General features: G+C 39.2%; 22 protein-coding genes and 1 riboswitch. All 22 genes read right to left on the bottom strand.

The genetic code is table 11. The features are described from left to right. Positions 1-15: 15 nt before the first annotated feature. The 22 genes from gatC to ACZ11_RS22300 all read right to left on the bottom strand — a co-directional run bounded on the left by gatC (position 16) and on the right by ACZ11_RS22300 (position 26,059). Complete coding sequence (gene gatC, locus ACZ11_RS22410) at positions 16-303, bottom strand: Asp-tRNA(Asn)/Glu-tRNA(Gln) amidotransferase subunit GatC (protein WP_010857153.1); 288 nt, start codon at positions 301-303, stop codon at positions 16-18. Positions 304-688: 385 nt separating this feature from the next. Continuing rightward, a complete protein-coding gene (locus ACZ11_RS22405; RefSeq protein ID WP_049668785.1) occupies positions 689-1,822 on the bottom strand; it encodes a CamS family sex pheromone protein in 1,134 nt (377 codons plus the stop codon). Positions 1,823-1,966: 144 nt separating this feature from the next. Further along, a complete protein-coding gene (ligA, locus tag ACZ11_RS22400) occupies positions 1,967-3,973 on the bottom strand; it encodes an NAD-dependent DNA ligase LigA (protein ID WP_049668784.1) in 2,007 nt (668 codons plus the stop codon). Between the two features lie 14 nt (positions 3,974-3,987). Then, positions 3,988-6,240, bottom strand: coding sequence for a DNA helicase PcrA (pcrA, locus tag ACZ11_RS22395; protein WP_049668783.1), 2,253 nt, complete (start codon positions 6,238-6,240; stop codon positions 3,988-3,990). A gap of 259 nt (positions 6,241-6,499) precedes the next feature. Beyond that, positions 6,500-7,189 carry a heptaprenylglyceryl phosphate synthase gene (locus ACZ11_RS22390; protein WP_049668782.1) on the bottom strand — a complete coding sequence of 230 codons (690 nt, stop codon included), beginning with the start codon at positions 7,187-7,189 and terminating at the stop codon, positions 6,500-6,502. A gap of 111 nt (positions 7,190-7,300) precedes the next feature. Next, entirely contained in the window at positions 7,301-7,621 is a 321-nt protein-coding gene (locus tag ACZ11_RS22385; RefSeq protein WP_004225717.1) for a YerC/YecD family TrpR-related protein, read from the bottom strand. Positions 7,622-7,636: 15 nt separating this feature from the next. Next, positions 7,637-8,692 (bottom strand): DUF3048 domain-containing protein, encoded by a 1,056-nt coding sequence (locus ACZ11_RS22380; RefSeq protein WP_053093242.1) that lies wholly within the window; start codon positions 8,690-8,692, stop codon positions 7,637-7,639. A 49-nt stretch (positions 8,693-8,741) separates the two neighbouring features. Further along, positions 8,742-10,463 (bottom strand): adenine deaminase C-terminal domain-containing protein, encoded by a 1,722-nt coding sequence (locus ACZ11_RS22375; protein ID WP_049668781.1) that lies wholly within the window; start codon positions 10,461-10,463, stop codon positions 8,742-8,744. 1,401 nt (positions 10,464-11,864) lie between these two features. Next, a complete protein-coding gene (gene purD, locus ACZ11_RS22365) occupies positions 11,865-13,121 on the bottom strand; it encodes a phosphoribosylamine--glycine ligase (RefSeq protein ID WP_049668779.1) in 1,257 nt (418 codons plus the stop codon). A 68-nt stretch (positions 13,122-13,189) separates the two neighbouring features. After that, positions 13,190-14,716: a bifunctional phosphoribosylaminoimidazolecarboxamide formyltransferase/IMP cyclohydrolase gene (gene purH, locus ACZ11_RS22360; RefSeq protein WP_049668778.1), complete on the bottom strand. Its 1,527-nt coding sequence runs from the start codon at positions 14,714-14,716 to the stop codon at positions 13,190-13,192. 321 nt (positions 14,717-15,037) lie between these two features. Further along, positions 15,038-15,607 (bottom strand): phosphoribosylglycinamide formyltransferase, encoded by a 570-nt coding sequence (gene purN / locus ACZ11_RS22355; RefSeq protein WP_049668777.1) that lies wholly within the window; start codon positions 15,605-15,607, stop codon positions 15,038-15,040. Next, entirely contained in the window at positions 15,607-16,662 is a 1,056-nt protein-coding gene (gene purM, locus ACZ11_RS22350) for a phosphoribosylformylglycinamidine cyclo-ligase (protein WP_049668776.1), read from the bottom strand. The genes purN and purM overlap by 1 nt, the downstream gene beginning before the upstream one ends. An 86-nt stretch (positions 16,663-16,748) precedes the next feature. Further along, positions 16,749-18,173, bottom strand: coding sequence for an amidophosphoribosyltransferase (gene purF, locus ACZ11_RS22345; protein WP_049668775.1), 1,425 nt, complete (start codon positions 18,171-18,173; stop codon positions 16,749-16,751). Beyond that, a complete protein-coding gene (gene purL / locus ACZ11_RS22340) occupies positions 18,149-20,383 on the bottom strand; it encodes a phosphoribosylformylglycinamidine synthase subunit PurL (RefSeq protein WP_049668774.1) in 2,235 nt (744 codons plus the stop codon). Before purL ends, purF begins: the two co-directional genes overlap by 25 nt. Then, positions 20,370-21,053: a phosphoribosylformylglycinamidine synthase subunit PurQ gene (gene purQ / locus ACZ11_RS22335; protein ID WP_049668773.1), complete on the bottom strand. Its 684-nt coding sequence runs from the start codon at positions 21,051-21,053 to the stop codon at positions 20,370-20,372. The genes purL and purQ overlap by 14 nt, the downstream gene beginning before the upstream one ends. Before the next feature lie 2 nt (positions 21,054-21,055). Then, a complete protein-coding gene (gene purS, locus ACZ11_RS22330; RefSeq protein ID WP_049668772.1) occupies positions 21,056-21,304 on the bottom strand; it encodes a phosphoribosylformylglycinamidine synthase subunit PurS in 249 nt (82 codons plus the stop codon). Positions 21,305-21,306: 2 nt separating this feature from the next. Beyond that, positions 21,307-22,017, bottom strand: a complete 711-nt coding sequence (purC, locus tag ACZ11_RS22325) for a phosphoribosylaminoimidazolesuccinocarboxamide synthase (RefSeq protein WP_049668771.1) — start codon at positions 22,015-22,017, stop codon at positions 21,307-21,309. 98 nt (positions 22,018-22,115) lie between these two features. Next, on the bottom strand, positions 22,116-23,411 hold the full coding sequence (purB, locus tag ACZ11_RS22320; RefSeq protein WP_049668770.1) for an adenylosuccinate lyase: 1,296 nt from the start codon (positions 23,409-23,411) through the stop codon (positions 22,116-22,118). A gap of 13 nt (positions 23,412-23,424) precedes the next feature. After that, positions 23,425-24,549 (bottom strand): 5-(carboxyamino)imidazole ribonucleotide synthase, encoded by a 1,125-nt coding sequence (purK, locus tag ACZ11_RS22315; RefSeq protein ID WP_049668769.1) that lies wholly within the window; start codon positions 24,547-24,549, stop codon positions 23,425-23,427. Continuing rightward, on the bottom strand, positions 24,546-25,034 hold the full coding sequence (gene purE / locus ACZ11_RS22310) for a 5-(carboxyamino)imidazole ribonucleotide mutase (protein ID WP_049668768.1): 489 nt from the start codon (positions 25,032-25,034) through the stop codon (positions 24,546-24,548). The genes purK and purE overlap by 4 nt, the downstream gene beginning before the upstream one ends. A 192-nt stretch (positions 25,035-25,226) precedes the next feature. Next, positions 25,227-25,325, bottom strand: a riboswitch (purine riboswitch). Between the two features lie 93 nt (positions 25,326-25,418). After that, a complete protein-coding gene (locus ACZ11_RS22305; RefSeq protein WP_049668767.1) occupies positions 25,419-25,613 on the bottom strand; it encodes an NETI motif-containing protein in 195 nt (64 codons plus the stop codon). A gap of 167 nt (positions 25,614-25,780) precedes the next feature. After that, positions 25,781-26,059 (bottom strand): hypothetical protein, encoded by a 279-nt coding sequence (locus tag ACZ11_RS22300; RefSeq protein WP_049668766.1) that lies wholly within the window; start codon positions 26,057-26,059, stop codon positions 25,781-25,783. Between the last annotated feature and the right edge of the window lie 440 nt (positions 26,060-26,499).

Genomic DNA, 26,499 nt, shown 5'->3' with positions numbered 1-26,499 from the left:
TCCTATGTTTTAGTATTACATGATAGCTGGTACTTTTACTTGACCATCTTCTTGTTCTTTTACGTTTAACATCATTACTTCACGGTCTAAGCCTTTTGTTGCAACATCTTCACGCATTACGTTTACTAGTGGTAAAACATGAGTTGTTGGTTCAACATTCGTTGTATCTAACTCGTTTAGTTGCTCTGCGAAGTCTGTAATTTTACCAAGCTGTTCAGCAAATTTCTCTGCTTCCTCTTCAGTAATTGCAAGACGTGCTAAATTTGCAACGTGCTTAACTTCTTCTTTTGTTAATTTTGCCATTTTTCCACACCTCCGAATACTCACTCAATTCATTGTTTTTGTCGATAACAATAGGGTTGAATAAAGTTAACCATGCAAGTAATCATAACATTTTTCATATTAAAAATCACAACTTTCACCAAAAATAAAGAAACTTTCACTACTATGACGAAGTGTTGTCTTTAAGGGCCACCTTTAGAGTCCTTCATATAGACTTCGCTTTTTGGGAGAAGGGCTTGGATTGTGTGCTGCAGCTCTTCTAATTGTCAAATCGGGGAGAGCTTCCGTCGATTCGATCGCTCTTTCCGTCGCTCTAAAAAGTCTATCCATCATTCTGATTTCTTACAACGAACAAATCTCATTTTTCTTCCAAAAAAAATATAGTCAGCACGTGGCTGACTATAAATTAATAGATATGGACGTATGGTTCCTTTTCGCTGGAATTCTTTACGATCAATGCCTCTGGACCATTTATTGAGGTAATATTCACTTCAACATTGATGTTATCAAATTGATTGATCAGAACACCTGTTAAATATTGAGTAAAGCCTATAATTTCAGACTTACCGTAGAATTGGATAGGCACTTCAATCTTTAGCTTTTGAATTTTTTTATCTTTGTAGAAGCCTGTTCCTATTACACTAGTATAGTTAGAAAAGTATTTATCTATATCTTGTTTAAAATTCTTAAAGTTATTGCTAACATCTCGGTATACATCTTGTGATTCACTCGTTGGGAAAAGAACATATTCTTCGTCAATACCTTTCCAATCAGCTACGTCGTTTTGTCCTGCTTTTGATACGCCATAGCTAAAATACGTTCCTGGAATAATGTCATTGCGAGCTTTTTGTTTAAACAAGCCTACTACAATCGGTATATCTTTCAATTCATCACGAGCTCTTAGGCGGGACACAATTTCAGCGGCCATTTTCTTTCCTTGCTCAACGAGTTTTGCCTCTTCAATTGGCTTCTCATAGTACTCCCCATATTTTTCTTTTTGATAGTAATAAATAGTGTTTAAGGAAAGTCCTATCGAAATACCGCCTAATTTTACTTTGTTATCACTAGTTTTAGTTAAATAATTTTGCTCAACAATATGTGATAAATAGATTGGAGCCTTTGTTGCACGTTCTTCTGCTGGCATTGAGTCCGTCGTTGGAGGATTTAAACCATCCTTCGTTTGTGAACTACGTGCAAGCCAATCTGTCACTGTGCTTTCCGCTAAATATTGCCCCTCTTGGAAGAAGTAGTTTTCTGTATCAAACTCATCTTGAGAAAGACGCATTAAACCTGTTTCAACTTCCTTCATATCATATTTTGTAAAAATATTTGAAACTACTAATCCTCTGCTAGCACTTTGTTTGTAAGGAGTTAGCGTTCTATAATATGATTCATCAATCTGTAAGCTTGGAATAATTGTTGTTTCCGCTTTTTCCTGTTGCGTCTCCTGTGTAAGCTCTGTTTCCTTCTTATTAGAAGGCACACAGCCGACTAGCATTGCAGCAGCGACAATTGCTGGAATGAGTCGAAATGACTTCATTATCTTAGTACTCCTTTACTGAAATTAAAATTCTGCTCGACGAATTGTTCACACCACCTATGGACCGAAAAAGACATATAAATCCATTTACTTCCCACCAAGTGGCTAGGACAATTCAGCATACTTTAACTATAATATTTTCCATTATTGGACGAGGTTAAATTGTTCGATCAGGCTGTCTTCATTCCAAACTTCAATACCTAATTGCTCGGCTTTTGTTAGTTTAGAACCCGCATCTGCTCCTGCAATGACAAGATCAGTTTTTTTGCTGACACTACCTGTAACAATACCACCTAACTCTTCTATTTTCGCCTTTGCTTCGTTACGTGTCAATTGCTCAAGTTTACCAGTTAATACGATTGTTTTACCTGCAAAAGGATTATCCCCTACAGCTACCTCAATCTTTTTACCTTTATACGTCATATTTACGCCTACTTCAGCAAGGCGCTCAATGACTGCACATGCATCCTCATTTGAAAAATACTCGACAAGTGATGAAGCCATTTTATCGCCGATTTCATGAATCGCCACTAGTTGCTCCTCTGTTGTTGCCATCACCGCTTCCATCGTTCCAAACTCCTCTGAAACAATTTTTGCTGCTTTTTCACCAACATGTCGTATCCCTAATCCAATTAGTAAACGCTCCATCGAATTTTCCTTGGAAGCCTGAATAGCATTGACTAAATTCGTAGCTGATTTTTCTCCCATACGCTCAAGCTCGACAAGCTTTTCTACAGTTAAGTGATACAAATCAGAGATATCATGAATTAAATCTGCACGTAATAATTGCTCAACGACTTTATCACCAAGACCGTCAATATTCATAGCATTACGCGATACGAAATATTTAATGCTCTCCGCAATTTGTGCAAAGCATGCTGGATTTACACAACGTAATGCCACTTCTCCTTCAATACGAATAAGTTCGCTATCACAAACAGGACAATTTTCAGGCATTACATATGGCACTGAGTCTTTAGGGCGCTGCTCCAATATTACACCTACAACTTGTGGAATAATATCTCCAGCTTTTCGGATAATGACCGTATCTCCTAGTCGAATATCTTTCTCTCGAATTAAATCCTCATTGTGTAATGATGCACGTTGAACCGTTGTACCCGCTACTTGAACAGGCGATAAAATAGCAGTCGGTGTAACAACACCTGTACGCCCAACGGTTAAATCAATATCAAGTAATGTTGTCACTACTTCCTCAGCAGGGAATTTATAGGCAATTGCCCAACGTGGACTCTTTGCTGTATAACCAAGCTCGTCTTGTTGCGCATAACGATCCACCTTAATAACAATACCGTCAATTTCATAGGCTAAATTCGGACGGTTTTCAGTCCATTTTCCGATAAATGCTAGTACATCTTCAATCGTTGAGCAGCGTTGACGCTCTTTGTTTGATGGGAAGCCTAGTCCCTCTAAATAATCGAGCATCTCCGCATGACCGTCAATACCATACGCCTCGCCATCTCCCCCGATTGCATAAATGAAGGTTGATAGCTGTCGACTCGCTGCTATTTTAGGATCTAACTGACGTAATGAACCAGCAGCTGCATTTCTCGGATTAGCAAATAATTCTTCTCCATTTTCAGCACGTAGGGTATTCAATTTTTCAAATGATTTTTTAGGCATATACGCCTCACCACGTACTTCAATTGTAAGTGGTTCCTTCAATCGAAGAGGTATTGCCCGAATCGTTTTTAAATTTGCTGTAATATCTTCCCCGACAACACCGTCTCCTCGCGTTGCTCCTTGTACAAAAACGCCATTTTCGTATTTTAATGAAATGGCAAGACCATCAATTTTCAGCTCGCAAACATAGGAAAAGTTATCACCGATTGCTTGACGCACTTTACGGTCAAATTCACGTAAGTCTTCTTCATTAAAAGCGTTTGAAAGACTTAGCATAGGGTAATCGTGAGTCACTTTTTTAAAGCCTGCTACCACAGCTCCACCAACACGCTGTGTAGGTGAATCTGGGTAAATAAGTGACGGATTCGCTTCCTCTAATGCAATAAGCTCATGTAATAATTGGTCATAAACACTATCTGCTACGACAGGTTTATCCAACACGTAATAGGCATGACCGTATTCGTGTAATAATTTATTTAACTCCACAACGCGCTGTTCGATTTCGTTCATTTAAGTTCCCTCGCTTACCCTTTTTCAATAGGTGCAAATTGTGCTAGTAATCGCTTAATACCAATAGGTTGTGGAAAGGCAATATCTAGCTCTGTACTATCACCCTCACCTTTTACACTTACAACCATACCTGTTCCCCATTTTTTATGGATCGCTTTGTCTCCAGCCTTCCAGCCAAATTGGTCTCCACCAGTTGTTTGTAAACGAGCTGTTGCAGACTGTGTTTTCTGAACCGCTCCAAGTGTACGTTTTTGATAGCCACCTGCAGAACGATTACTAGAGGCAAACGGAACCTCAGGCTTCGAGCCACCTTTGGATATTGACTCTGTAATATCCTCCGAAATTTCACCTAAGAAACGTGACACATTGTTATAGCTAAAACGACCAAAAATCGTACGACTTTGTGCACTCGTTAAATATAAACGTTCCTCGGCACGCGTCACGCCGACATACATCAATCGTCGTTCTTCTTCCATTTCATCCATATCATCAAGTGAACGAGAATGCGGGAAGATATTTTCCTCCATTCCAATGATAAAGACGATAGGGAATTCTAAGCCCTTTGCGGCATGCATCGTCATTAAAATAATGTTGCCCTTCGAAGCGTCCTCTTTATCAAGTGCATCAATATCTGCAATTAGAGCCAAATCTGTTAAAAAGGAGATTAAGCTTTTATCATCACTACGCTCTTCAAAAGCCTTTGTTACTGATAAAAACTCTTCAATATTTTCTAAGCGGCTTTCCGCTTCAATCGTCTTTTCGTTTTGTAGCATTGCGCGATAACCAGATTTGTCAATGACCTGCTCTACAATTTCTGTCACCGATAAATATTCTTGCATCTCTGTAAAGCCTTTAATCATTGCGTAAAATTGCTCAGCTGAATTAGCAGCCTTCCCTGAAAGACCCATGAATACAAGATCATTCATAGCATCAAAAATAGAGCGATCCTGTTCAATCGCATAACGAGCCATTTTTTCAAAGGAAGTTGCACCTATACTACGCTTTGGCTCATTAATAATACGTGCGAGTGATAAATCATCATCATTATTGGCAATAAGGCGCAAGTAGGCAAGTAAATCCTTAATCTCTTTACGATCATAGAACTTAGTACCACCAACTATTTGATAAGCCATATTGGACTTAACAAGCACTTCCTCCATCACACGGGACTGAGCATTTGTACGATATAGTATCGCAAAGTCATCAAATGTACGATCTTCTTTTTGAATAAGCTGTTGGATTGTTTGTACAACGAATTGCGCTTCCTCTTGCTCGTTATACGCTTTGTACAACACAATTTTTTCACCTTCTGCATTTTCTGTACGCAGTTCTTTTGGATAACGTGTTGTATTATTTTGAATGACGTCATTTGCCGCTTGTAGGATGCGTTTTGTTGAACGATAATTTTGCTCAAGCATAATGGCCTTAGCATTCGGATAATCCTTTTCGAATGAAAGAATATTGCCAATATCTGCACCACGCCAACGATAAATCGATTGGTCTGAATCACCTACAACACAAATATTTTTAAATTTCTTAGCAAGCAACTGAACGAGTAAATATTGGGATTTATTCGTATCTTGATATTCATCTACATGAATATATTGGAATTTATTTTGATAGTATTCAAGCACTTCTGGTACGCGGTTGAATAATGTAATAGTTGTCATGATTAAATCATCAAAATCGAGTGACTGATTGCGACGTAGTCTTTTTTCATAACCTTGATAAACACGGGCAATCGTTTTTTCGTAAGGATTATTTTCATTGATTTGACCTGCATAATCGTCCGCAGTTTTACATTCGTTTTTTGCTGAACTAATCGCATTTAAAATCGCACGAGGCTCAAAACGCTTAGTATCAAAATTTTCATCCTTCATAACATTTTTAATAACTGATAGCTGGTCAGTAGAATCTAAAATTGAAAAGTTACGTGATATCCCAAGCTGATCAATATTACGTCGTAAAATACGCACACACATTGAGTGGAATGTCGATACCCACATACTATCGCCAGTTCCGTTACCAAGAATTCCATCAATACGCTCACGCATTTCACGTGCAGCTTTATTTGTAAATGTGATTGCTAAAATCTTTGATGGGTATACTTCTTTTTCGATTACTAAGTATGCTATACGATGTGTTAATACACGTGTCTTCCCTGATCCAGCACCAGCCATAATAAGAAGCGGTCCCTCAGTTGTTTTGACCGCCTTTTCCTGCTCAGGGTTCATACCTGCTAATAAGTTTTTCGTTAACTGCTCCATTTTGCACCGCCTTACAAACATTTTTTCATCAATTATGCCTCGGCATAATTGCGTCCGGAATCGGCTTTGTGCTTGCACAAAGAACTCCTTTCCGATTCTGTGACATTCGCCGGAGGCTTTAACTTCTTTCAGCAGGTGTCTTTTGTACCGAAAGCGTAGCGACAGGTACAGGTGTTTGGACACCCACTGAAAAGTAACTTAAATCCGTATTCATCTCACCCCTATAGAGGTGGGGAAACTTCTGCTGAAAGAAGTTAAATTATATATTATTTTTTACAGCCTTAACAGTCGCAAGTGCAGCTTTTAAATCTTCGTAAATAATATTACCAACTACTACTGTATCTGCATATTTTGCCATTTCTGCTGCTTGCTGAGCAGATGTAATGCCACCACCGTAAAACAGTCGAGTATTTTTCAGTTCATTTTTCACAGCACTTACAACTTCAATATCACCATAAGTACCGCTATACTCTACATAAAATACAGGTAGTCTAAAGAAATTTTCTGCCAAACGTGCGTAGGCAACGACATCATCAATGGATAAATCAGTTTTCGCATTCGTTACTTCCGCTACTTTACAATCCGGATTTAAAATACAATAACCTTCAGCGACTAATTCATCCCACACCATAATATCTCCATATTCTTTAATGGCTTCATGGTGTAAATTTTTAATCCACTTTGGATCATCACTATTTAACACGGTTGGAATGAAATAATAGTCATAACCTGGTGTTACCGAATCAATCGCAGAAATTTCAAGCGCTATTGGTACTTCAAAGCGTCTTACACGAACAAGTAAATCTAATACACCGTCTAAAGTTACACCGTCTGTTCCACCAACTATAATAACATCTGTACCTGATTCACAAATTTTTTCTAGTGCCTCATCTGAAATATCTTTAGCTGGGTCTAGCTTGAACACATGTCTCCATTCTAAATAATCCATCTATTTTTACCACCTATCATTTTCTATCTATTCGTTTACAAGTATAGCTTATGACTGTCTACAAAAAAATGAAAAAGACTGGGTAAAAACTCTACCCAGCCTCTTTACCTACTATTCTTTTGGTGCTTGAAACGGCTTTTCATCTGGATACAAACGACCTAACATTTCATCATATGTATCATTCCCATAATCAAAGCAACGACGTACACGCGAAATAGTTGCTGTACTTGCACCTGTTTCCTTTTTAATGGATTCGTAGGTTTTCTTTAAACGTAGTAAATGCGCAACCTCAAAGCGTTGTGCCAGCGATTGAATTTCACTAATCGTACATAAATCATCAAAAAATTTATAGCATTCTTCGATGTCTTTCAGCTCTAACACTGCTTTAAATAATTGATCTGTTTGATGCCCTCGAATTTTTTCGATTTGCATGCAATCTTCCTCCCTTTAAGGCTGCGTTTTCACCATTGCTTGTAACCCTGGTGAAGTTGGTACGAAATGAACCCAAGACTTCCCTGGTACTAGCTTCACAAGCTCCCCAGACTCTTCTACAGCCATTGGTATCCCATCAATATTAGCCCATTTGACTTCTCTCATATAGCCATTTTGAAATACATACGCATTTCCACCAGAAGTTAAATCAATATCTTGGCGCCCCTCATTATCAATCGTTCGATGTTTCATTTCAAAAAATAGAACATTTGAAAATGATAATGTGTCGCCTGTTAAAATATCCTTTGTGTCAACGCCAGCCGATTGTCGTCCATAACGATTACTTTGCTTATCATACGAATACGAATTATGGAAATTCTCACTATTTCCGTAGTAAATGTCAACTCGACTTGTTTCATTGCCTATTTTACCACGTTCATCGGGTTCATAAAAAGCCTCACGTACTTTTTCATGGTAACTCATTGAAGCGCCTACTTTTTTCGCTCCATTTAATATATTTTCAGACGTAATATACGAGTTGTGTGGAGCAACACGGTCTTTTGAACGTTTAAAAAGTATGCCATCATATTCCATACCATTTATATTGTCGACTACATTATTATCAAGCATCGATTTTGCCTCTGGGCTATAACCATGTGCTACGTAAAATGCATCAAAGCCTTTCGCAAGATCAACAAAATAAGATCGAGCACTACGAACAGGCCCTACATTTTCTGGCAGTTCACTTTGATAAACTGCTAATAAACGCGTAACATCACCTTCTGCCAGCATTTCATAAATGATATCTGCCGCTTCTATTCCTGATTGTGGACGTGCTTTCGGGTGATTATTAACGGTAACAATAATTGGGCGTTGCGTAATTTCTTCCTTTACAGCTTCACCTGTTAACGGAGCAACATATGCCACTTCTTGAACAGGCTCTTCAATAGCAGTTCCATCGTCAACCTTGTTTGTATCATCTTCTTTCACTTCTAAAGAATCTTTTGAACATCCTCCTATTAATAAGGTGCTAAAAGCCATTGCGATAATTAGTTTCTTCGATTTGAACACAAGCATTACTCTCCTTTTATCGATTACATCAACCATAGGAAAACTTCAATTAGCGCATCACTGCTGGTAATAATAACTTATTCTTCATAACATCAAAAATCCCTTTTGGCGTTATACGGATATATGGTAAATGTGTCGATTGTAAGAATAGTAAAGAATAAATTGCATCTCCTAAGTGGTATCCCCGATCCGCTAATGCTTGTTTTAAGAACTTCTCTTTTTCTGCTAGCTCCTTAACATCTCCATCATATAAAAAACCGCCAATTGTTAAAGGAACGGTAGCAATTACTTCGCCTGTTTCAACAAGGACAATACCACCACGCATTGCCTTCATTTCTTCAAAGGCTTTGATCATATCGTCTTTATTTTTTCCGATTAGTAAAATATCGCCTGTATTCGAATAAGATGAGGCAAATCCTTGAACACTAGTAGCAAAACCTTTAATCATCGTGTTAACATGCCAATTGCCATCTCTATTCATGAGCATTAAATAACATTCATCATGATCTGCAAGCTGACCTTCTCTAGTAATTAATGAGTTATATGGTTTCGTAATAACATCATTGACCAACTCAATTCCAAATGGCATCGAGAATTGAAAATCATGAGACGTTAATGAAAAATCTAAGTCAAATGTAGGTAACGCTGAATAATCAATTTCAGCAAGTTTTTGCACTTGCTCTCCGTCGCGTTTTAGCCAAACTCCCTTCGAAAGTACACTCTCAGGAACTGGATGCCATTCATCTTGTAAAATATTAAGGGAGGCAAATCGACCCGTTGCGATAAAGCCATGTAAGTTGGACATATTATAATAACGGGCCACATTATAGGAAGCCATTTGATAAGCATCTATTGGTGCTACACCTGCATCTAAGGCTACTTGAATACATTTATCCATCACACCATCCTCATGAAATGCAGGTGGTGAGCCATCTGTTGTCATCATTAAATGATCAAAAATAGGTAGCTCTTTTTCAACTATCCCCTTTAATAGATCTGGTAAGTCTGGACGTATTGAAGAATGACGCAGCGTTACAGCATATCCTTGCATTATACGTCGCTCTACTTCTTCTACTGTCATAGCTTCATGATCACCATCTGCACCAAGTAGCTTCATACGTGCTAAAGTTCGTTCTGATGCACCAGGGAAATGTCCTTCAATTTTTTTCCCATAGCCCTTAGCCATTTGCATACGATAGAGCATTTGGTCATCTCCATGTAACAACCTTGGCCAGCCCGTTAATTCTCCTCCAAGTAAAACATCATCTCGTTCCAACCATTCTAAAATGGACGTATTAGAAAAAATCTCTTCCTCCTGTTCCATTTCAGTTTGCGAATCAAAACGAGTCCACCAATAAAATGAAAACGGTAGCTTTTTCAAATTATCCAATATTGAAAACGCTTTCTTATTTTCTAAAGATAAAACGAAGCTTAAATTGTCTGAAATAAAAGTTGTCGTTCCTAGTTGTCCACAAAAATCAGCAAAAGATTGCGGATGGTATAACTGGAACGGATGAACATGTGGCTCAATATATCCTGGTACAATTGTTTTATTCGTACAATCGACGACCTCTGTTCCTTCTAATAACGGAGGCATTCTATCACCAGCATAGACAATACGATCTCCTAAAACCCAAATGTTCCCTACTACCCACTGTTTGAGCATGCTATGTAAATAACGTGCATTTTTTAATACAATATCCGGTGCCTTTTTACCATCTATTACAGCTAATTGCTGACGTAATTCTGTAATTTTCCATACTGGATCCATTCTATTCGCCCCTTCCTAAATTACGTAAAATTTCATTGTGTAAATCCTACGTGAAATCACATACTACTACTGCATAAACGCTTTCTTTCATAAAATTAATGCTTTATGCAATCATCTTGTTTCAATCGTAACACAGCACTTTCATAAAGCAAAGTGCACCCCGCTTTATTTTTTCCACAATGACTAAAGGAGGAAATATTATATGATGCACGAAACAAATTTAAGCGAAAAAAATGCCTTTTGTCGCTTTGCAATGGGTGTAAGTTTAACGGCATTCGGTATCGCTAAGGTCTCAAGAAATCCTGAATGTACGAAAGGTCGATTGATGATTGCATTTGGTGCCTTTAAAATGGCTGAGGGTATCTTTAAGTATTGCCCAACTAAAGCTTTAATGAGCTCTTGTATGGAGAGTGCTATGAGCAACAACAATNGTGCCTTTAAAATGGCTGAGGGTATCTTTAAGTATTGCCCAACTAAAGCTTTAATGAGCTCTTGTATGGAGAGTGCTATGAGCAACAACAATAGCACCGGCAACTCTTCTATGCAAAGTATGTTCAGCGGCCAAAATTCTATGTCATCTGAACACATCGATAAACTCATGAAGGATTTCTCCTCTGCTATTTCTGGAAATACGTCAGGATCAAATGCAACTGCATCAAAGCAATCTGACTCCAGCACTTCAAATCAAAATTCCTCAGAAAGTAAAAGTTCTACAAATAAAGCACAAAATCCTTCTTAGTCAAAGGAGCCGTCTCAACTGTATTGTTGAGACGGCTTTCATCCTTTTTAATCCTACGTTTGAAAACAATAAGAAGTTTCAAAGTATGATTAAAAAAATTTAATTCAAGTGCGTTATCATTTTCATTAATTAGAAGGCTCTGATTTCCGCTACGGGCTACTCGCTTTCCTGCGGGCGAGCGTCGAGCCGCTTCCTCCGCTCCGCTCCGTGCAGGGTCTCGTCTGTCTCGCTTTCCCGCGGGAGTCGAGTAGCCCTACGCTACAATCAGTTAAAATGGGAATTTAATAGCAAAATAGCAACACAAAAAACCCTTTTATCACTCAATAATAAACCTATTTTTCCCAAATCAATACACCTAAAGAAATTTCACAAAACTATAAAATATTTGTTATTAACCATTTAGTAGCCTGCAACGCAAACGAGCTTCTTCTAATTAAATTTATACTAAAACTTTGGGCGACATTTAATAAAACATATGCTATGTATCTAAGTTGATTGTAGTGGAGACTGGGCGCCCCCAGGAAAGCGCCCAGTCGGAACGAAAATCAACCACACGCTATGATGATAAACTTAAGCAAAATGTAAATAAAATATCCTTTTATCGAGTAATTATAAATCTATATCTCCCTAATCATTACGCCTGATATTTAGTTACTCAACGACTACTTAAACGTACGCCAGCCGATATCTTTGCGGTAGAAGAAATTGTTCCATTTTTCAGTTGCAATGCCTGCGTATACTTTTTCTTGTGCTTCTTTTAAAGTAGATGCCTTAGCGCCAACTAATAAAACTCGGCCACCGTTCCCAACAAAGTTCTCATCTACAAGCTTTGTACCTGCATGGAATACTGCGTGTGAAGCTGATAGTGAATCTAGGTTAGGTAATGTATTTCCTTTTTCAACGTCCCCAGGATAGCCTTCAGCGGCGATTACTACACCTAACATGGCTTCTTCAGACCATTGCAAATCAAATGGCTTTTCATCCATCAATGCTGTCATAAATGCCCCAAAATCGGATGCCATACGTGGTAAAACTACTTGTGTTTCTGGATCTCCAAAGCGTGCATTAAACTCAATCACTTTCGGACCATTTTTCGTTAAAATTAATCCTGCATATAAAATCCCTGTAAACGATACTCCATCTGCCTCCATACCTTTCACGGTCGGTTCAACAATCGTCTTATAAGCACCGTCCACTACTTCTTGTGCGATTTGAGGTACTGGTGAATAGGCTCCCATACCACCTGTATTTGGTCCTTTATCGCCATCATAAGCACGTTTATGGTCTTGAGCAATCACCATTGGATAAATCTGACCTTTATGGACAAATGACATAAAGGAGAATTCTTCTCCGTCCAGGAATTCTTCAATGACAACACGAGAAGATGATTCACCAAAGCGTTGGTTTCCAATCATATCCTCTACAGCTTCAATTGCTTCATCTTCAGTCATTGCTACAACTACACCTTTACCAGCTGCCAAACCATCTGCTTTGATAACGATTGGTGCACCTTGCTCTTTAATATAAGCTATAGCCTTTGCAGCTTCAGTAAACGTTTCATGGGCTGCTGTTGGGATTTTATATTTATTCATAATTTCCTTCGCATATGATTTACTGCTTTCGATTTGTGCTGCTGCCTTTGTTGGACCAAATACTTTTAAACCACGAGCAGTAAAGAAATCAACTATGCCTTCAGCAAGTGGTTGCTCAGGTCCTACAAAGGTTAAATCTACTGCATTTTCTTTTGCAAATTGTGCAAGACCTGCAAAATCCATAGTATCAATAGCAACGATTTCCGCATCGCCCCTCATGCCATCATTACCAGGTGCTACAAATACTTTATTAACTGATGGTGAAATACTAAATTGTTTGGCGATAGCATGCTCTCGACCGCCGCTTCCAATAACTAATACTTTCATTTTAGGGAATCCTCCTTTTTGTGCGTAAGACCGAGATGTTGCCCATCTCGGTCTAGTTTTTGGATATTTTAGTGCTTGAAATGACGTACGCCAGTAAATACCATCGCAATGCCGTATTCATTAGCTTTATCGATTGAATCCTGATCTTTGATAGAGCCACCCGGTTGAATAATGGCTGTAATACCAGCCGCTGCAGCGGCTTCTACAGTATCGCTCATTGGGAAGAATGCATCTGATGCTAGCGCTGCACCTTTTGCTTTTTCGCCTGCTTGCTCAAATGCAATTTTAGCTGCTCCAACACGGTTCATTTGACCAGCACCAACGCCAAGTGTCATTTGAGAATCTGTAACAACGATCGCGTTAGATTTAACGTGCTTCACAACTGCCCAGCCAAGTTGTAATGCTTCCCATTCTTGTGCTGTCGGTTCACGGTCTGTGACAACTTTAATATCTGCATTAGAAAAGCCATAGCGATCTGGTTCTTGTACAAGAAGACCACCTTCGACTGATACAACATTGAATTTGTCTTGTTTTGCTTGCTCGAAAGGAATTGTTAATAAGCGAATATTTTTCTTCTTCGTTAAAATATCCAGTGCTTCTTGAGAGAAAGCAGGTGCAATGATAATTTCTAAAAATATATGGCTTAATTTTTCAGCAGTTGCTACATCTACTTCCATATTTAAAGCAATAATACCACCGAAAATAGACGTTGGATCTGCTTCATACGCTTTATCAAACGCTTCTTCTAATGTTGCGCCAGTTCCAACACCACAAGGGTTCATGTGCTTTACAGCTACTGCTGCAGGCATTTCGAATTCTTTGACAATTTGTAATGCGGCATTCCCGTCTTGAATATTGTTGTATGATAATTCTTTACCATGTAATTGCGTAGCATAAGCTAATGAAAAGTCAGAGCCTAGACGTTTTTGATAGAACGCTGCTTTTTGATGAGGATTTTCACCATAGCGTAAGTTTTGTTTTAATTCATATGTCATTGTTAAGCTCTCTGGAAACTCTTCTTCTGTTAAGTAGTTTGATATATATGAATCATAAGCGGCTGTGTGACGGAAAACTTTTGCAGCTAACTTACGACGTGTTTCTATTGTCGTTGCACCATTTGCTTTAAGTTCTTCTAATACGTTCGCATAGTCATTGCTATCCACAATTACTGTTACATATTGATGGTTTTTTGCTGCAGAACGTAACATTGTTGGACCACCGATATCAATGTTTTCGATAGCGTCATCCCAAGTTACATTAGGCTTTGAAATTGTTTCAACAAACGGGTAAAGATTGACACAAACAATCTCAATTGGCTCAATTCCATGCTCATTCATTTGTGCTTGATGAGAAGCATCGTCAAACTTTCCTAATAGTCCACCGTGAATCATTGGATTTAAAGTTTTTACACGACCATCTAAAATTTCAGGGAATTTAGTTACTTCATCTACTGCTGTTACGGCAACATTATTGTCTTGTAACATTTTTTTCGTACCACCAGTTGATAAAATTTCATAACCTAATGCTACTAGTTCCTTTGCAAATTCTAAAATACCATCTTTATTGGAAACACTGATTAATGCACGTTTTGTCACAACAATATCCTCCTGTTTTTTGGGATCACCACCAGAACGTGTGGTTGATTTCCGTTCCGGCTGGGCGCTTTGCCGCTGACGCTTCGCTTTCGCGCAGAGCAGAGCTTCCTGGGGGCGTCCGATGAGCCGCTAATCCCCAAGGAGTCGCCCAGCCTCCACTCTAATCAACTTATTTTCATAGTAGACGTTTTAACAAAAGTCATCCACAACTTTTGGTGATGAACCAATTTTCATCGTGTTTGCCACGAATATGTCTTGCTATTATTGATAGAGTAGTGTTAGGCTGTATTGTTCCAGAAGGCCTAACTCCTCACCACTGAATTACTTTAATAATTGCTGCAAAGCTTTTGTATATAGTCCATGCTCTTCTTTATGGATAGCCATTTCTGTTGCCTCACGGTCACCTTCAACAACTTGAACTGCCGATTGGGCAATAATTGGCCCTGTGTCCATACCTTCATCTACAAAATGGACGGTTACACCTGTTATCTTAACTCCGTGTTCCATCGCTTGACCAATGGCATCCTTCCCAGGGAAAGCTGGTAATAATGAAGGATGAATATTCACAATGCGCTGTGGGTATGCAGTTAGTAATACTTCACTAATTAAGCGCATATAACCTGCAAGCACAATCCATTCTACATGACATTTATGGAGAGCCTCGATAATAGCAGTCTCGTAATCTGCTTTTGAAGAAAACTCTTTCGGACTTAAAGCTAGCACTGGAATATTATAGTTCTCAGCCCGTGTCACTACAAATGCACTAGGCTTGTCTGTAACAACAAGTTCAATCTTTGCATGTAGTTCACCACGTTCAATAGCCTCTTGAATAGCTTGAAAGTTACTGCCGCTACCTGAAGCAAAAACGGCAATTTTAGTTGGTGCCGTCATTACACTAAGCTCCCATCATGTGAGCCATTGAATACAACACCCTCGCCTTTCACAACGCGACCGATTTTGTATGCTATTTCACCATTCGATTCTACTGTAGCAAGCACTTTATCTACTTCATCAGCAGGTACAGCTAACACGAAGCCAATACCCATGTTGAAGACATTATATAAATCCTTGTCCTCTAACTGGCCTTTTTCTTTTAAAAACTCAAAAATACGTAAGACAGGCCAAGATCCTAAGTCAATTTCAGTTGCTAAACCTTCTGGCATCATACGTGGTAGGTTTTCATAAAAACCGCCGCCAGTTACATGTGCACAGCCATGAACGTCTGCTGCTTTTAAAGCTGCAAGTACAGGTTTCGCATATAATTTTGTTGGTACTAACAAGGCTTCCCCGATAGGACCAAGATCCTCGTAGCCTTCCACAATCGAATCAACTGCGTAATGATTATCTGCAAAAACAATTTTTCGCACTAATGAGTAACCGTTTGAATGCACCCCACTTGAAGCAATACCAACAAGCACGTCACCCTCTACGATTTTCTCTCCTGTTACGATGGCTGATTTTTCACAAGCCCCTACTGCAAAACCAGCTAAATCATACTCATCTTCATCATAAAGACCTGGCATCTCTGCAGTTTCTCCACCGATTAATGCCGCACCAGATTGCACACAGCCATCTGCAACACCCTTTACAATTTGCTCAATTTTCGCTGGCTCTGCCTTGCCAAGGGCTACATAATCTAAAAAGTACAATGGTTCAGCACCTTGCGCTACGATATCATTGACACACATCGCTACACAGTCCACACCAATCGTGTCGTGCTTGTCCACCATAAACGCTAGCTTTAGCTTTGTCCCAACACCATCTGTACCTGAAATAAGAACAGGTTCCTTAAGATTTAGTTCTGACAAGTCAAACATACCGCCAAAACCACCAAACGTGCCCATCACACCTAGACGGTTTGTTCGTTCAACGTGAGACTTCATTCGTTTTACGGCTTCGTAGCCTGCTTCAATATTTACACCTGCTTGTTCATATGCTTTTGACACGCAGAGTTCCTCCTTATCATCCAAATCGCCTTGGCACATCTGAATCTAGATTTGTTATCATCGCTAGACGTGTTTAGATGTTTTTCTTAACGTAATAGTTCTTTTTCGTGCGGTAAGATTGTATCTGGGAAAATTTCTGTTGGATATTTACCTGTAAAGCATGCTAGGCATAATCCTCGGTTTTCATCTTCATATGGTCTTGCAATCGTCTCCACCATACCTTCAACGGAAAGGAATGTTAGTGAATCGGCTCCTATAGCATCACGTATTTCATCTACATTGTGGCTAGATGCAATCAATTCTTCATGTGTTGAAGTATCAATACCGTAATAGCAAGGATCTGTCATCGGTGGTGAAGAAATGACAACATGTACTTCTGCAGCCCCTGCATCTTTTAACATTTTTACAATACGTCTTGAAGTTGTACCGCGAACGATTGAATCGTCCACCATCACTACACGTTTACCTTTTACGACTTGAACAACTGGAGAAAGCTTCATTTTCACACCGCGTTCACGTAATTCCTGTGTCGGTTGGATAAATGTACGACCTACATAACGATTTTTAATAAGACCTAGCTCATACGGAATGCCACTTTCTTCTGCAAAGCCGATTGCTGCTGAAATACTTGAATCAGGCACACCTGTTACAACATCAGCTTCTATATGTGCACATTCACGAGCAAGCTGTTTGCCCATACGTTTACGCGCCATGTGGACGTTAATACCATCAATATCAGAATCAGGACGTGCTAAATAAACGTACTCCATCGCGCACATTGCACGTTTATCCATATCTGCAAAACGATCAGATTTTACACCCTCATCGTTAATAATTAATAACTCACCAGGTTCAACAGATCGAACAAATTCTGCACCTATTAAATCAAATGCACAAGTTTCAGAGGCTACAACCCAGCCATCTCCTAGCTTCCCAAGAGATAATGGACGTAAACCATGTGGATCACGTGCAACAAGCATTTCATCTTTAGTCATAATTAAGAACGAATACGCACCCTTTAATAACGATAGGGCATTTTTCACCTTCGCACGGAATGGTGAATGCGAGCTTTTCTTAATAAGATGCGCTAGCACTTCAGTATCGGAGCTAGAATGGAAAATGCTCCCTTGACGCTCTAAGTACTGTTTTAAGTGTGTTGCATTGACTAAATTACCGTTATGAGCAATTGAAAGGCTACCAGTTGAGGAGTGGAATAATAACGGCTGTACATTTTCTATACCGCCACCTCCAGCAGTCGTATAACGGACATGAGCAATTGCTGCTTTTCCGTCCACTGCCTTTAATTTCTCTTCGTTGAAAACATCATTAACTAGTCCTTCGCCTTTCACCGCGCGAAGATGCTGACCGTCAGAAACGACGATTCCAGCGCCTTCTTGGCCACGGTGTTGAAGAGCATGAAGCCCGTAATAACTAAGGTGTGCTGGATTTGAGTTGCCCCAAATACCAAACACCCCACATTCTTCGTTTAAGCCTCTGAGTTCAGCAAGCATGGGATTGCTCCTTTCCAATTAGAACGGAATTCCTCCACTGTACCTTCTACAAGCACACCGTTGTCACCGTTGATTTTAACAAGCGCATCGTTTGTTACGACACCGATTTTCTTTGCGTCTTTTACCATTTCTACAAATGTAGCTGCACTTTCTTCTTTCACAGTTACAACAAAACGAGATTGTGTTTCACTGAATAATGCTGTTGTAGCAGAGCCTGTTAATGTCACATCAAGACCTAAGCCATTCGCGCTAAATGTTGTTTCAGCAAGCGCAACTGCAAGTCCACCTTCTGCTACATCATGTGCAGATTGTACAATTCCAGCTTTAATCGCTTTAAGCAATGCTTCTTGACGTGCAGCTTCAATCTGTAGGTCAATAGCTGGTGCTTTCCCTGAAATAACCCCATTATTTAATAATTTTTGAAGCTCCGAACCACCGAACTCAGTATTTGTATCGCCGATCACAAATACTACATCACCAGAAGCTTTTACTTCTTGAGTTGTCACATGTGCTAAATCTTCAATTAGTCCAACCATACCGATAGTTGGTGTTGGGTAAACCGCTTCACCAGAACGCTCGTTATAAAGAGATACATTACCGCCGATTACTGGTGAATTCAGTGCTGTACAAGCAGCTGAAATACCATCAGCTGATTTTTCAATTTGCCAGAAGATTTCTGGTTTCTCAGGATTACCGAAGTTTAAGCAGTCAGTAATCGCTAATGGTGTACCACCTGTGGCTACGATATTACGAGCCGCCTCTGCTACAGCAATGGCACCGCCTACCTCTGGATCTAGGAAAATATAACGAGAGTTACAGTCTGTAGTCATCGCTAATCCTTTGTTCGTACCACGAACGCGGATTACTGCTGCATCCGAACCTGGTGCAACGACTGTTGATGTACGAACTTGATAATCATATTGATCGTAAACCCACTCTTTTGAAGCAACTGTTGGTGCTTTTAAAAGTGCATTTAATGTTTCTTTATAATCAGTTACCACTGGTTCTGTGTTTTCCATCGCCTGGAACTCAGCATAGTAAGCAGGCTCCGCAGATGGCTTATGATAAACTGGTGCATCTTCTGCAAGTGCATCAGCAGGTACTTCAGCTACAACTTCGCCATTATGTAATAGGCGTAGCATTTTATCATCCGTCACGCAACCAATTGCCACAGCATCTAAATCGTATTTATCGAAAATCGCTTTAATTTCATCTTCGCGACCTTTTTTCACAACAAGTAGCATACGCTCCTGAGATTCAGATAGCATCATTTCATATGCTGTCATGCCTGTCTCACGTTGAGGTACTAAGTCTAAGTTCATTTCTACACCAGAACCAGCTTTAGAAGCCATTTCTGCTGATGAAGAAGTAAGACCAGCAGCACCCATATCTTGAATACCTACTAACGCGTCCGATTTTACAACTTCTAAACATGCTTCAAGTAAAAGTTTCTCCATAAATGGATCTCCTACTTGTACTGCTGGACGTTGATTCTCAGATTCTTCTGTTAACTCTTCAGATGCAAATGTTGCACCATGGATACCGTCACGACCTGTTTTAGCACCCACATACATTACTGTATTCCCTACACCAGCTGCGATTCCACGTTGAATATCTTTGTGGTCAATTAAACCTACACACATTGCATTCACTAGTGGGTTGCCTTCATAGCAAGGATCAAATTGAATCTCGCCACCGACTGTAGGAATCCCGATACAGTTACCGTAACCTGCGATACCAGCAACTACTTCTTCAAATAAATATTTACCACGTGCTGATTTTAATTCGCCAAAGCGTAGTGAGTTTAGCATCGCAATTGGACGTGCACCCATTGAGAATACGTCACGGATAATACCACCAACTCCTGTAGCAGCACCTTGATAAGGCTCAATTGCTGATGGATGGTTATGTGATTCCATTTTAAATACAACTGCTTGTTCATCACCAATATCTACGATACCAGCACCTTCACCTGGACCTTGTAAAACTTGTGGACCCTTTGTAGGGAATTTACGTAACACTGGTTTTGAATTTTTGTATGAGCAGTGCTCAGACCACATTACGGAGAAAAGACCTGTCTCTGTCCAGTTTGGTAGACGTTTTAAAATACCTTCTACCATTGCAAATTCTTCGTCTGACATCCCCATACCAGCGTATAGCTTTTGCTCTTTAATTTGCTGTGCTGTTGGCTCAAACTTAGTTGTTGACATGATTTTCCCTCCACTGCTTCACAATTGATTTAAATACTGCTAGACCGTCTGCTCCGCCCACCAATGCATCAACAGCTCGCTCTGGGTGAGGCATCATACCTAGCACATTGCCGCGCTCGTTTGTAATCCCTGCGATATCTTCTAAAGAACCGTTTGGATTTTCGCCTGAATATGTAAACACGATTTGATTGTTATCTTTTAATTGTTGTAAAGTTTCCTCGTCACAGTAGTAGTTACCTTCACCATGTGCGATTGGAATATTGATAATTTGACCTTGCTCATATTGGTTTGTGAATAATGTATTATTGTTTTCAACTTTAAGCTGAATTGTACGGCACATGAATTTCAAATTTTTGTTACGAAGTAATGCTCCTGGTAATAAACCTGCTTCAGTTAAGATTTGGAATCCATTACATACTCCTAATACTGGCTTTCCAGCATCTGCTGCCTTCTTGACCTCTGCCATAATATTAGATTGGTTTGCCATCGCACCACAGCGAAGATAATCCCCGTATGAGAATCCTCCTGGTACTAAAATGCCATCAAATCCACTTAAATCTGTTGCTGTATGCCATACATATTCTACTTCTTCACCTAGCTCGTCTTTAATCGCATGATACATATCGATATCACAGTTAGACCCAGGGAAAACGAGTACTGCGAATTTCATGATTAGTTAGCCTCCTCGACTTCGTAGCGGTAGTCTTCGATTACAACGTTAGTTAAAACCTTTTCACACATTTCTTTTACTAGAGTATCAATATCACGTTCTGTATCTTTAATTACTAGTTCAAGATATTTACCGATACGTAAATCTTCTACTTCAGCGTAACCCATTTTCACTAAAGAACCTTGTACAGCTGAACCTTGTGGATCAAGAATGCTCTCACGTAATGTTACGTAAATTTTAACTTTTTTCATTGTTATTTGCCTCCGAGTCTAGAAAGTATAATAGTATAAACTTCAGTTAAATTACCAAGGTCTCTACGAAAGACATCTTTGTCTAACTTTTGCTTTGTAGTTGCATCCCAAAGTCTGCATGTATCTGGTGATATTTCATCTGCCAGTAGTACATTTCCATCGTTGTCACGTCCGAACTCTAATTTAAAGTCAATTAGTGTAACGTTCACATCTGCAAATATAGGTTGCAAAACTTTGTTTACTACAAGTGCACCATCATAAATGGCTGTCACTTCTTCAGGTGTTGCAAGATCAAGTACGTCAATATGCTCCGTAGTAATGAGCGGATCGCCTAGCTCGTCGTCTTTATAATAAAACTCAACGATTGGGCGTTTTAATGGTGTACCTTCCTCAAGGCCAAGACGTTTAGCTAAACTACCTGCAGCTATATTACGAACTACGACCTCAATTGGAATAATCTCAACCTTTTTTACAAGCTGCTGCGTATCAGATAATTGTTTTACGAAATGTGACGCAATTCCGTTTGCTTGTAATTTTTCGAAAATTAAAGAGGTAATGCGATTATTTAATACGCCTTTGCCTTCAATTTCTTCTTTTTTCTCACCATTAAACGCTGTTGCACTATCCTTGTATTCAACGAGTAACACATTTGGCTCCTCTGTTGTATACAATTTTTTTGCTTTACCTTCATACAAAAGTTGACCTTTAGTCATTTCGTTACTCCCCCAGATATTATGAAATACACGCGTATTGTTCAGAATTGAATCGTACGTATACGATTCAATTCTGTAACATCCGCTAGTGACTCTACTTAGTTAAGTCCAAGACGCTCAAAAATCATATCTACATGCTGTAAATGGTAGTTGTAGTCAAAGCAATCATCTAGCTCTTCTTTTGTTAAATACGATGTAATTTTTTCACTTGCATCGACTAACGTACGGAACTGAACTTGCTCGTCCCACGCCTGCATCGCTAAAGGTTGTACTGTATCATACGCTTCCTCACGCACTAATCCTTTATCGATAAGTGCTAATAAGATACGTTGAGAATAAATTAAACCAAAAGTGCGACCCATATTACGTTTCATGTTTTCAGGGAATACTGTTAAGTTTTTCACAATGTTACCGAAGCGGTTTAACATATAGTTAAGTGTAATCGTTGCATCCGGTAAAATAACGCGCTCTGCTGATGAATGTGAAATATCACGTTCATGCCATAATGCTACGTTTTCATAAGCCGTTACCATATAGCCACGCATTAAACGTGACATACCAACCATGTTTTCAGACCCGATTGGATTACGTTTATGAGGCATCGCTGATGAGCCTTTTTGACCTTTTGCAAATGCTTCTTCAACTTCACGCGTTTCAGATTTTTGCAGGCCGCGAATCTCTGTTGCAAATTTCTCAATTGATGTTGCGATTAATGCCAACGCCCCAAAATATTGAGCATGGCGATCACGTTGTAATGTTTGTGTTGAAATAGGTGATGCTGCTAGTCCTAATTTATCGCATACATATTGCTCAACTCGAGGATCGATATTGGCATATGTTCCAACTGCACCAGACATTTTTCCTGTTTCAATTACTTTTGCTGCTGCTTCAAAGCGTTCTAGGTTACGTTTCATTTCTTCATACCATAAACCTAGTTTTAAACCGAAAGTTGTTGGCTCAGCATGAACACCGTGTGTACGTCCCATCATAACCGTATGCTTATGCTCTTTCGCTTTTGCAGCAATAATATCAATGAAATTCACGATGTCTTTACGTAAAATATCATTCGCTTGTTTAATTATATAAGAAAGGGCTGTATCAACTACGTCCGTAGAAGTTAAACCATAGTGCACCCATTTTCGCTCTTCGCCAAGTGTTTCAGATACGGCACGAGTGAATGCTACAACATCATGACGTGTTTCTTGCTCAATCTCTAAAATACGATTAACATCAAATGAAGCATTTTCACGGATTTTAGCTACATCTTCTTTTGGAATGTCGCCTAATTCTGCCCAAGCTTCACATGCTAAAATTTCAACTTCTAGCCAAGCTTGATATTTATTTTGTTCTGTCCAAATTGCGCCCATTTCGGGTCTTGTGTAACGTTCGATCATTGCGTTTCTCCTTCTATTCTGACCAAATGCCAGAACTCTCGATTTGTTGTAGTGTTTCTTCTAAGTTTTTTGTCATAATCGTTACGTGGCCCATCTTACGGTTCACCTTAGCTTCAGCTTTCCCATAAAGATGTATAGACCATTCAGGATATTTAGCAATTGAGTTACTAAGTGGCATGACATGCTGCCCTAAAACATTTACCATAATAGATGGTGCCCAAAGTTGTGGTTTACATAATGGCCAACCACAAACAGCACGTATATGCTGGTGGAACTGTGAAACGTTACATGCTTCTATAGAATAGTGACCTGAATTATGAGGTCTTGGTGCTAATTCATTAATAACGATTCCACCATCTTCTAATACAAACATTTCTACAGCTAATGTCCCTACTAAGTTTATATAATCAGCAATTTTAAAGGCTTCCCGCTCTGCAGCCAATGATGTTTCCTCTTTTATACGAGCTGGTACGATCGTTTCATGTAAAATATGATGAACATGAATATTTTCTCCAACTGGCTGACAATATGATTCACCATTACCGTTTCTTTGAACAATGACAGACACCTCTTTAACGAAAGGTACAAATCCCTCAACAATACATTGTGAATGAGAGAAAAGTCCTTTTGCTAACGGTAGGTCTTCTGCAGATTTTAAAAGCTGCTGCCCCTTGCCATCGTAGCCTCCTCTTGCTGTTTTGACTATACAAGGATAACTAATCCTGTCGATATTGGCTAGTAATTCTTCATATGTATTTACAACCAAATAAGGGGCTACTGGACAACCTGCGTTCATAATCGCTTCTTTCTCAGTCACTCGGTCTTGTGTGATGCGTACTAGCTCTGCTCCTTGTGGGACGTAAGCCATTTGTGATAAACGTTTTAAGCCTTCATAATCGATATTTTCGAATTCATACGTTATTACGTCACTTACCTCGGCAAGCTCTTCTAAAGCTGCCTCATCATCATATGGGGCTACAATACGTACATCCGCAACCTGTCCACCTGGTGAATCCATTGATGGTTCAAGAACGGCAATTTTAAAGCCTGCTTCTTTAGCAGCAAGTGCCATCATACGGCCAAGCTGCCCTCCTCCAATAATGCCTATCGTCTGCCCTGGATAAATTATCTTCGTCACACTAAGTCACCTGTGCTTTCCAGTACTTGTTGTTTTGTGGCTTCACGTCTAGCATCTAGTTTATTAGCAAGCTCTGCATCTGTTGTCGATAAAATTTGCGCTGCAAGCAAGCCTGCATTCGTCGCTCCTGCTTTGCCAATTGCTACTGTTGCTACAGGTACACCACCAGGCATTTGAACGATTGATAATAAAGAATCAAGACCGTTAAGAGCACGGGATTGCACAGGTACACCGATTACCGGTAACGTTGTTTTAGCTGCTACCATTCCAGGTAAATGCGCAGCTCCACCTGCTCCAGCAATAATTACTTGAATACCTCGTCCACGTGCTGATTCTGCATACTCAAACATTAAATCAGGAGTACGATGTGCAGATACAACCTTTTTCTCATACGGCACCTGTAATTCATCTAAAATATCACATGCATGTTTCATTGTTTCCCAGTCACTTGAACTCCCCATAATGACACCGATTTTCGGATTCATGATTGTCGCTCCTTTTTAACGTTAGAAAAATGATCAAATATATTATAGCTACTACATTTTTTACTTTTTATAACAAAGAAAATCCTCAAATAAACTACTCCCTACCATACACGTGAAAGCAGCTTACTTGAGGACTTATTATGAAAAGAATATGCAAATGTACATTTCTGCACACAAACCTTCCCGTAACATGCCAAAAGTGCTTTCCCGCATAGTCCAGCATTTACGGTGCCGGGTAGAGACACTAGAGCCGATCCTCTAGCATATATGTGGGATTTATTTGTTTTTCCTACTCATATTTTAACAAGTCATTTCACTATCGTCAATGCAAAAATGCGAACAATTTATTTTAGTGATTTGTAAATGTTCGGATTTTAGTCAAATTCACTCGGAATCTTGCCATAACATCGCTTTAAACTGTATTTTTTGACGTAAATACGTTGGTTCTCCATTGACTAAGTGAAAAATCGGTTCTTCTTTTCTTCCAACTGCCATATAACCATCTCGACGCATTCTTGCCAAACAATCTTCAATTGACTCGTTTTCTTCTACTTCATACCAAATTTGTTGTTTTCCCAAATTTTTCTTCCTTTCAATCTTGCCATACTTTTTCCTCGTATTAGTTCCATTATACCTTGTGTTTCTTCCTTTAGATGTATCATTTATTAATTAAAAGGAATTATACCTTTAATGTTCCTTTAAAGAAAAATTAAAAGAACTGCAGGAATAAAACCTGCAGTTCTTTATTAAGGATTTTGAAATCCGAAGATCCCTATTAAATATGCACCTAAGAAAATGAATAATAAAAAAGCATTGAGCACAATAAGAACCATACGAATATCACCTTTAATACCCAAAAATGCGCTAATTATTCCTAGTCCTCCTAATGAAAATGGCGTAAATATACTTATATCATAAAGGAAGTTAAAAAAACTACCATACCATTTTGTTGAATCATAACCTAACATAAAAAAGGTAATGATGAAAGACAAGATAGATATAGTTGAAAAGATGTTACGCCTCATTTTTACCCCCTCATTATCCAACCACAATATGTTTTATAAACCTAATACGTAATTAACTAGTAAAGCTCGTCCTACTTCATTCTTTGAGCAATAAGTTACGGGTTTATATATCGAATGTTTTAGGCGAGGCACATTGTGAGACACCGCCTCTTTCTATTTTTCAGGTATCCCAGCAAGTGATCAGGATCTCTCTTCATGGCGTTCTATACATCGTAGATTCTATCAGTCGACAGTCTGCTAAGCCAGGTTTTTCACTGGAGTGTGGTTCATTCATATCCATTGATACCTCGAAGTATATTATATATCCTAACCTATTATGTAAATTTTAACATTTAAATTGTTATATCATTTTATTATTATGTTACAAAACAAAAAAGCCGAGGAATAAATCCTCGACTTTTTAGGTGCCTAGCGACGTCCTACTCTCACAGGGGGAAGCC

The organism is Lysinibacillus xylanilyticus (assembly GCF_001183605.1).
Classification (GTDB): domain Bacteria; phylum Bacillota; class Bacilli; order Bacillales_A; family Planococcaceae; genus Lysinibacillus; species Lysinibacillus xylanilyticus.
This window is presented reverse-complemented; position numbering and strand designations above follow the sequence as displayed.

Excerpts from the sequence above, each read along its gene's own strand:
- purE (WP_049668768.1), bottom strand. The coding sequence starts at position 25,034 with ATGAATCCGAAAATCGGTGTCATTATGGGGAGTTCAAGTGACTGGGAA.
- purL (WP_049668774.1), bottom strand. The coding sequence starts at position 20,383 with ATGTCAACAACTAAGTTTGAGCCAACAGCACAGCAAATTAAAGAGCAA.
- ACZ11_RS22385 (WP_004225717.1), bottom strand. The coding sequence starts at position 7,621 with ATGCAAATCGAAAAAATTCGAGGGCATCAAACAGATCAATTATTTAAA.
- ACZ11_RS22375 (WP_049668781.1), bottom strand. The coding sequence starts at position 10,463 with ATGGATCCAGTATGGAAAATTACAGAATTACGTCAGCAATTAGCTGTA.
- purF (WP_049668775.1), bottom strand. The coding sequence starts at position 18,173 with ATGCTTGCTGAACTCAGAGGCTTAAACGAAGAATGTGGGGTGTTTGGT.
- ACZ11_RS22300 (WP_049668766.1), bottom strand. The coding sequence starts at position 26,059 with ATGAGGCGTAACATCTTTTCAACTATATCTATCTTGTCTTTCATCATT.
- purC (WP_049668771.1), bottom strand. The coding sequence starts at position 22,017 with ATGACTAAAGGTCAACTTTTGTATGAAGGTAAAGCAAAAAAATTGTAT.
- purS (WP_049668772.1), bottom strand. The coding sequence starts at position 21,304 with ATGAAAAAAGTTAAAATTTACGTAACATTACGTGAGAGCATTCTTGAT.
- gatC (WP_010857153.1), bottom strand. The coding sequence starts at position 303 with ATGGCAAAATTAACAAAAGAAGAAGTTAAGCACGTTGCAAATTTAGCA.
- purQ (WP_049668773.1), bottom strand. The coding sequence starts at position 21,053 with ATGAAATTCGCAGTACTCGTTTTCCCTGGGTCTAACTGTGATATCGAT.
- ligA (WP_049668784.1), bottom strand. The coding sequence starts at position 3,973 with ATGAACGAAATCGAACAGCGCGTTGTGGAGTTAAATAAATTATTACAC.
- purD (WP_049668779.1), bottom strand. The coding sequence starts at position 13,121 with ATGAAAGTATTAGTTATTGGAAGCGGCGGTCGAGAGCATGCTATCGCC.
- ACZ11_RS22390 (WP_049668782.1), bottom strand. The coding sequence starts at position 7,189 with ATGGATTATTTAGAATGGAGACATGTGTTCAAGCTAGACCCAGCTAAA.
- purB (WP_049668770.1), bottom strand. The coding sequence starts at position 23,411 with ATGATCGAACGTTACACAAGACCCGAAATGGGCGCAATTTGGACAGAA.
- pcrA (WP_049668783.1), bottom strand. The coding sequence starts at position 6,240 with ATGGAGCAGTTAACGAAAAACTTATTAGCAGGTATGAACCCTGAGCAG.
- ACZ11_RS22405 (WP_049668785.1), bottom strand. The coding sequence starts at position 1,822 with ATGAAGTCATTTCGACTCATTCCAGCAATTGTCGCTGCTGCAATGCTA.
- purN (WP_049668777.1), bottom strand. The coding sequence starts at position 15,607 with ATGACGGCACCAACTAAAATTGCCGTTTTTGCTTCAGGTAGCGGCAGT.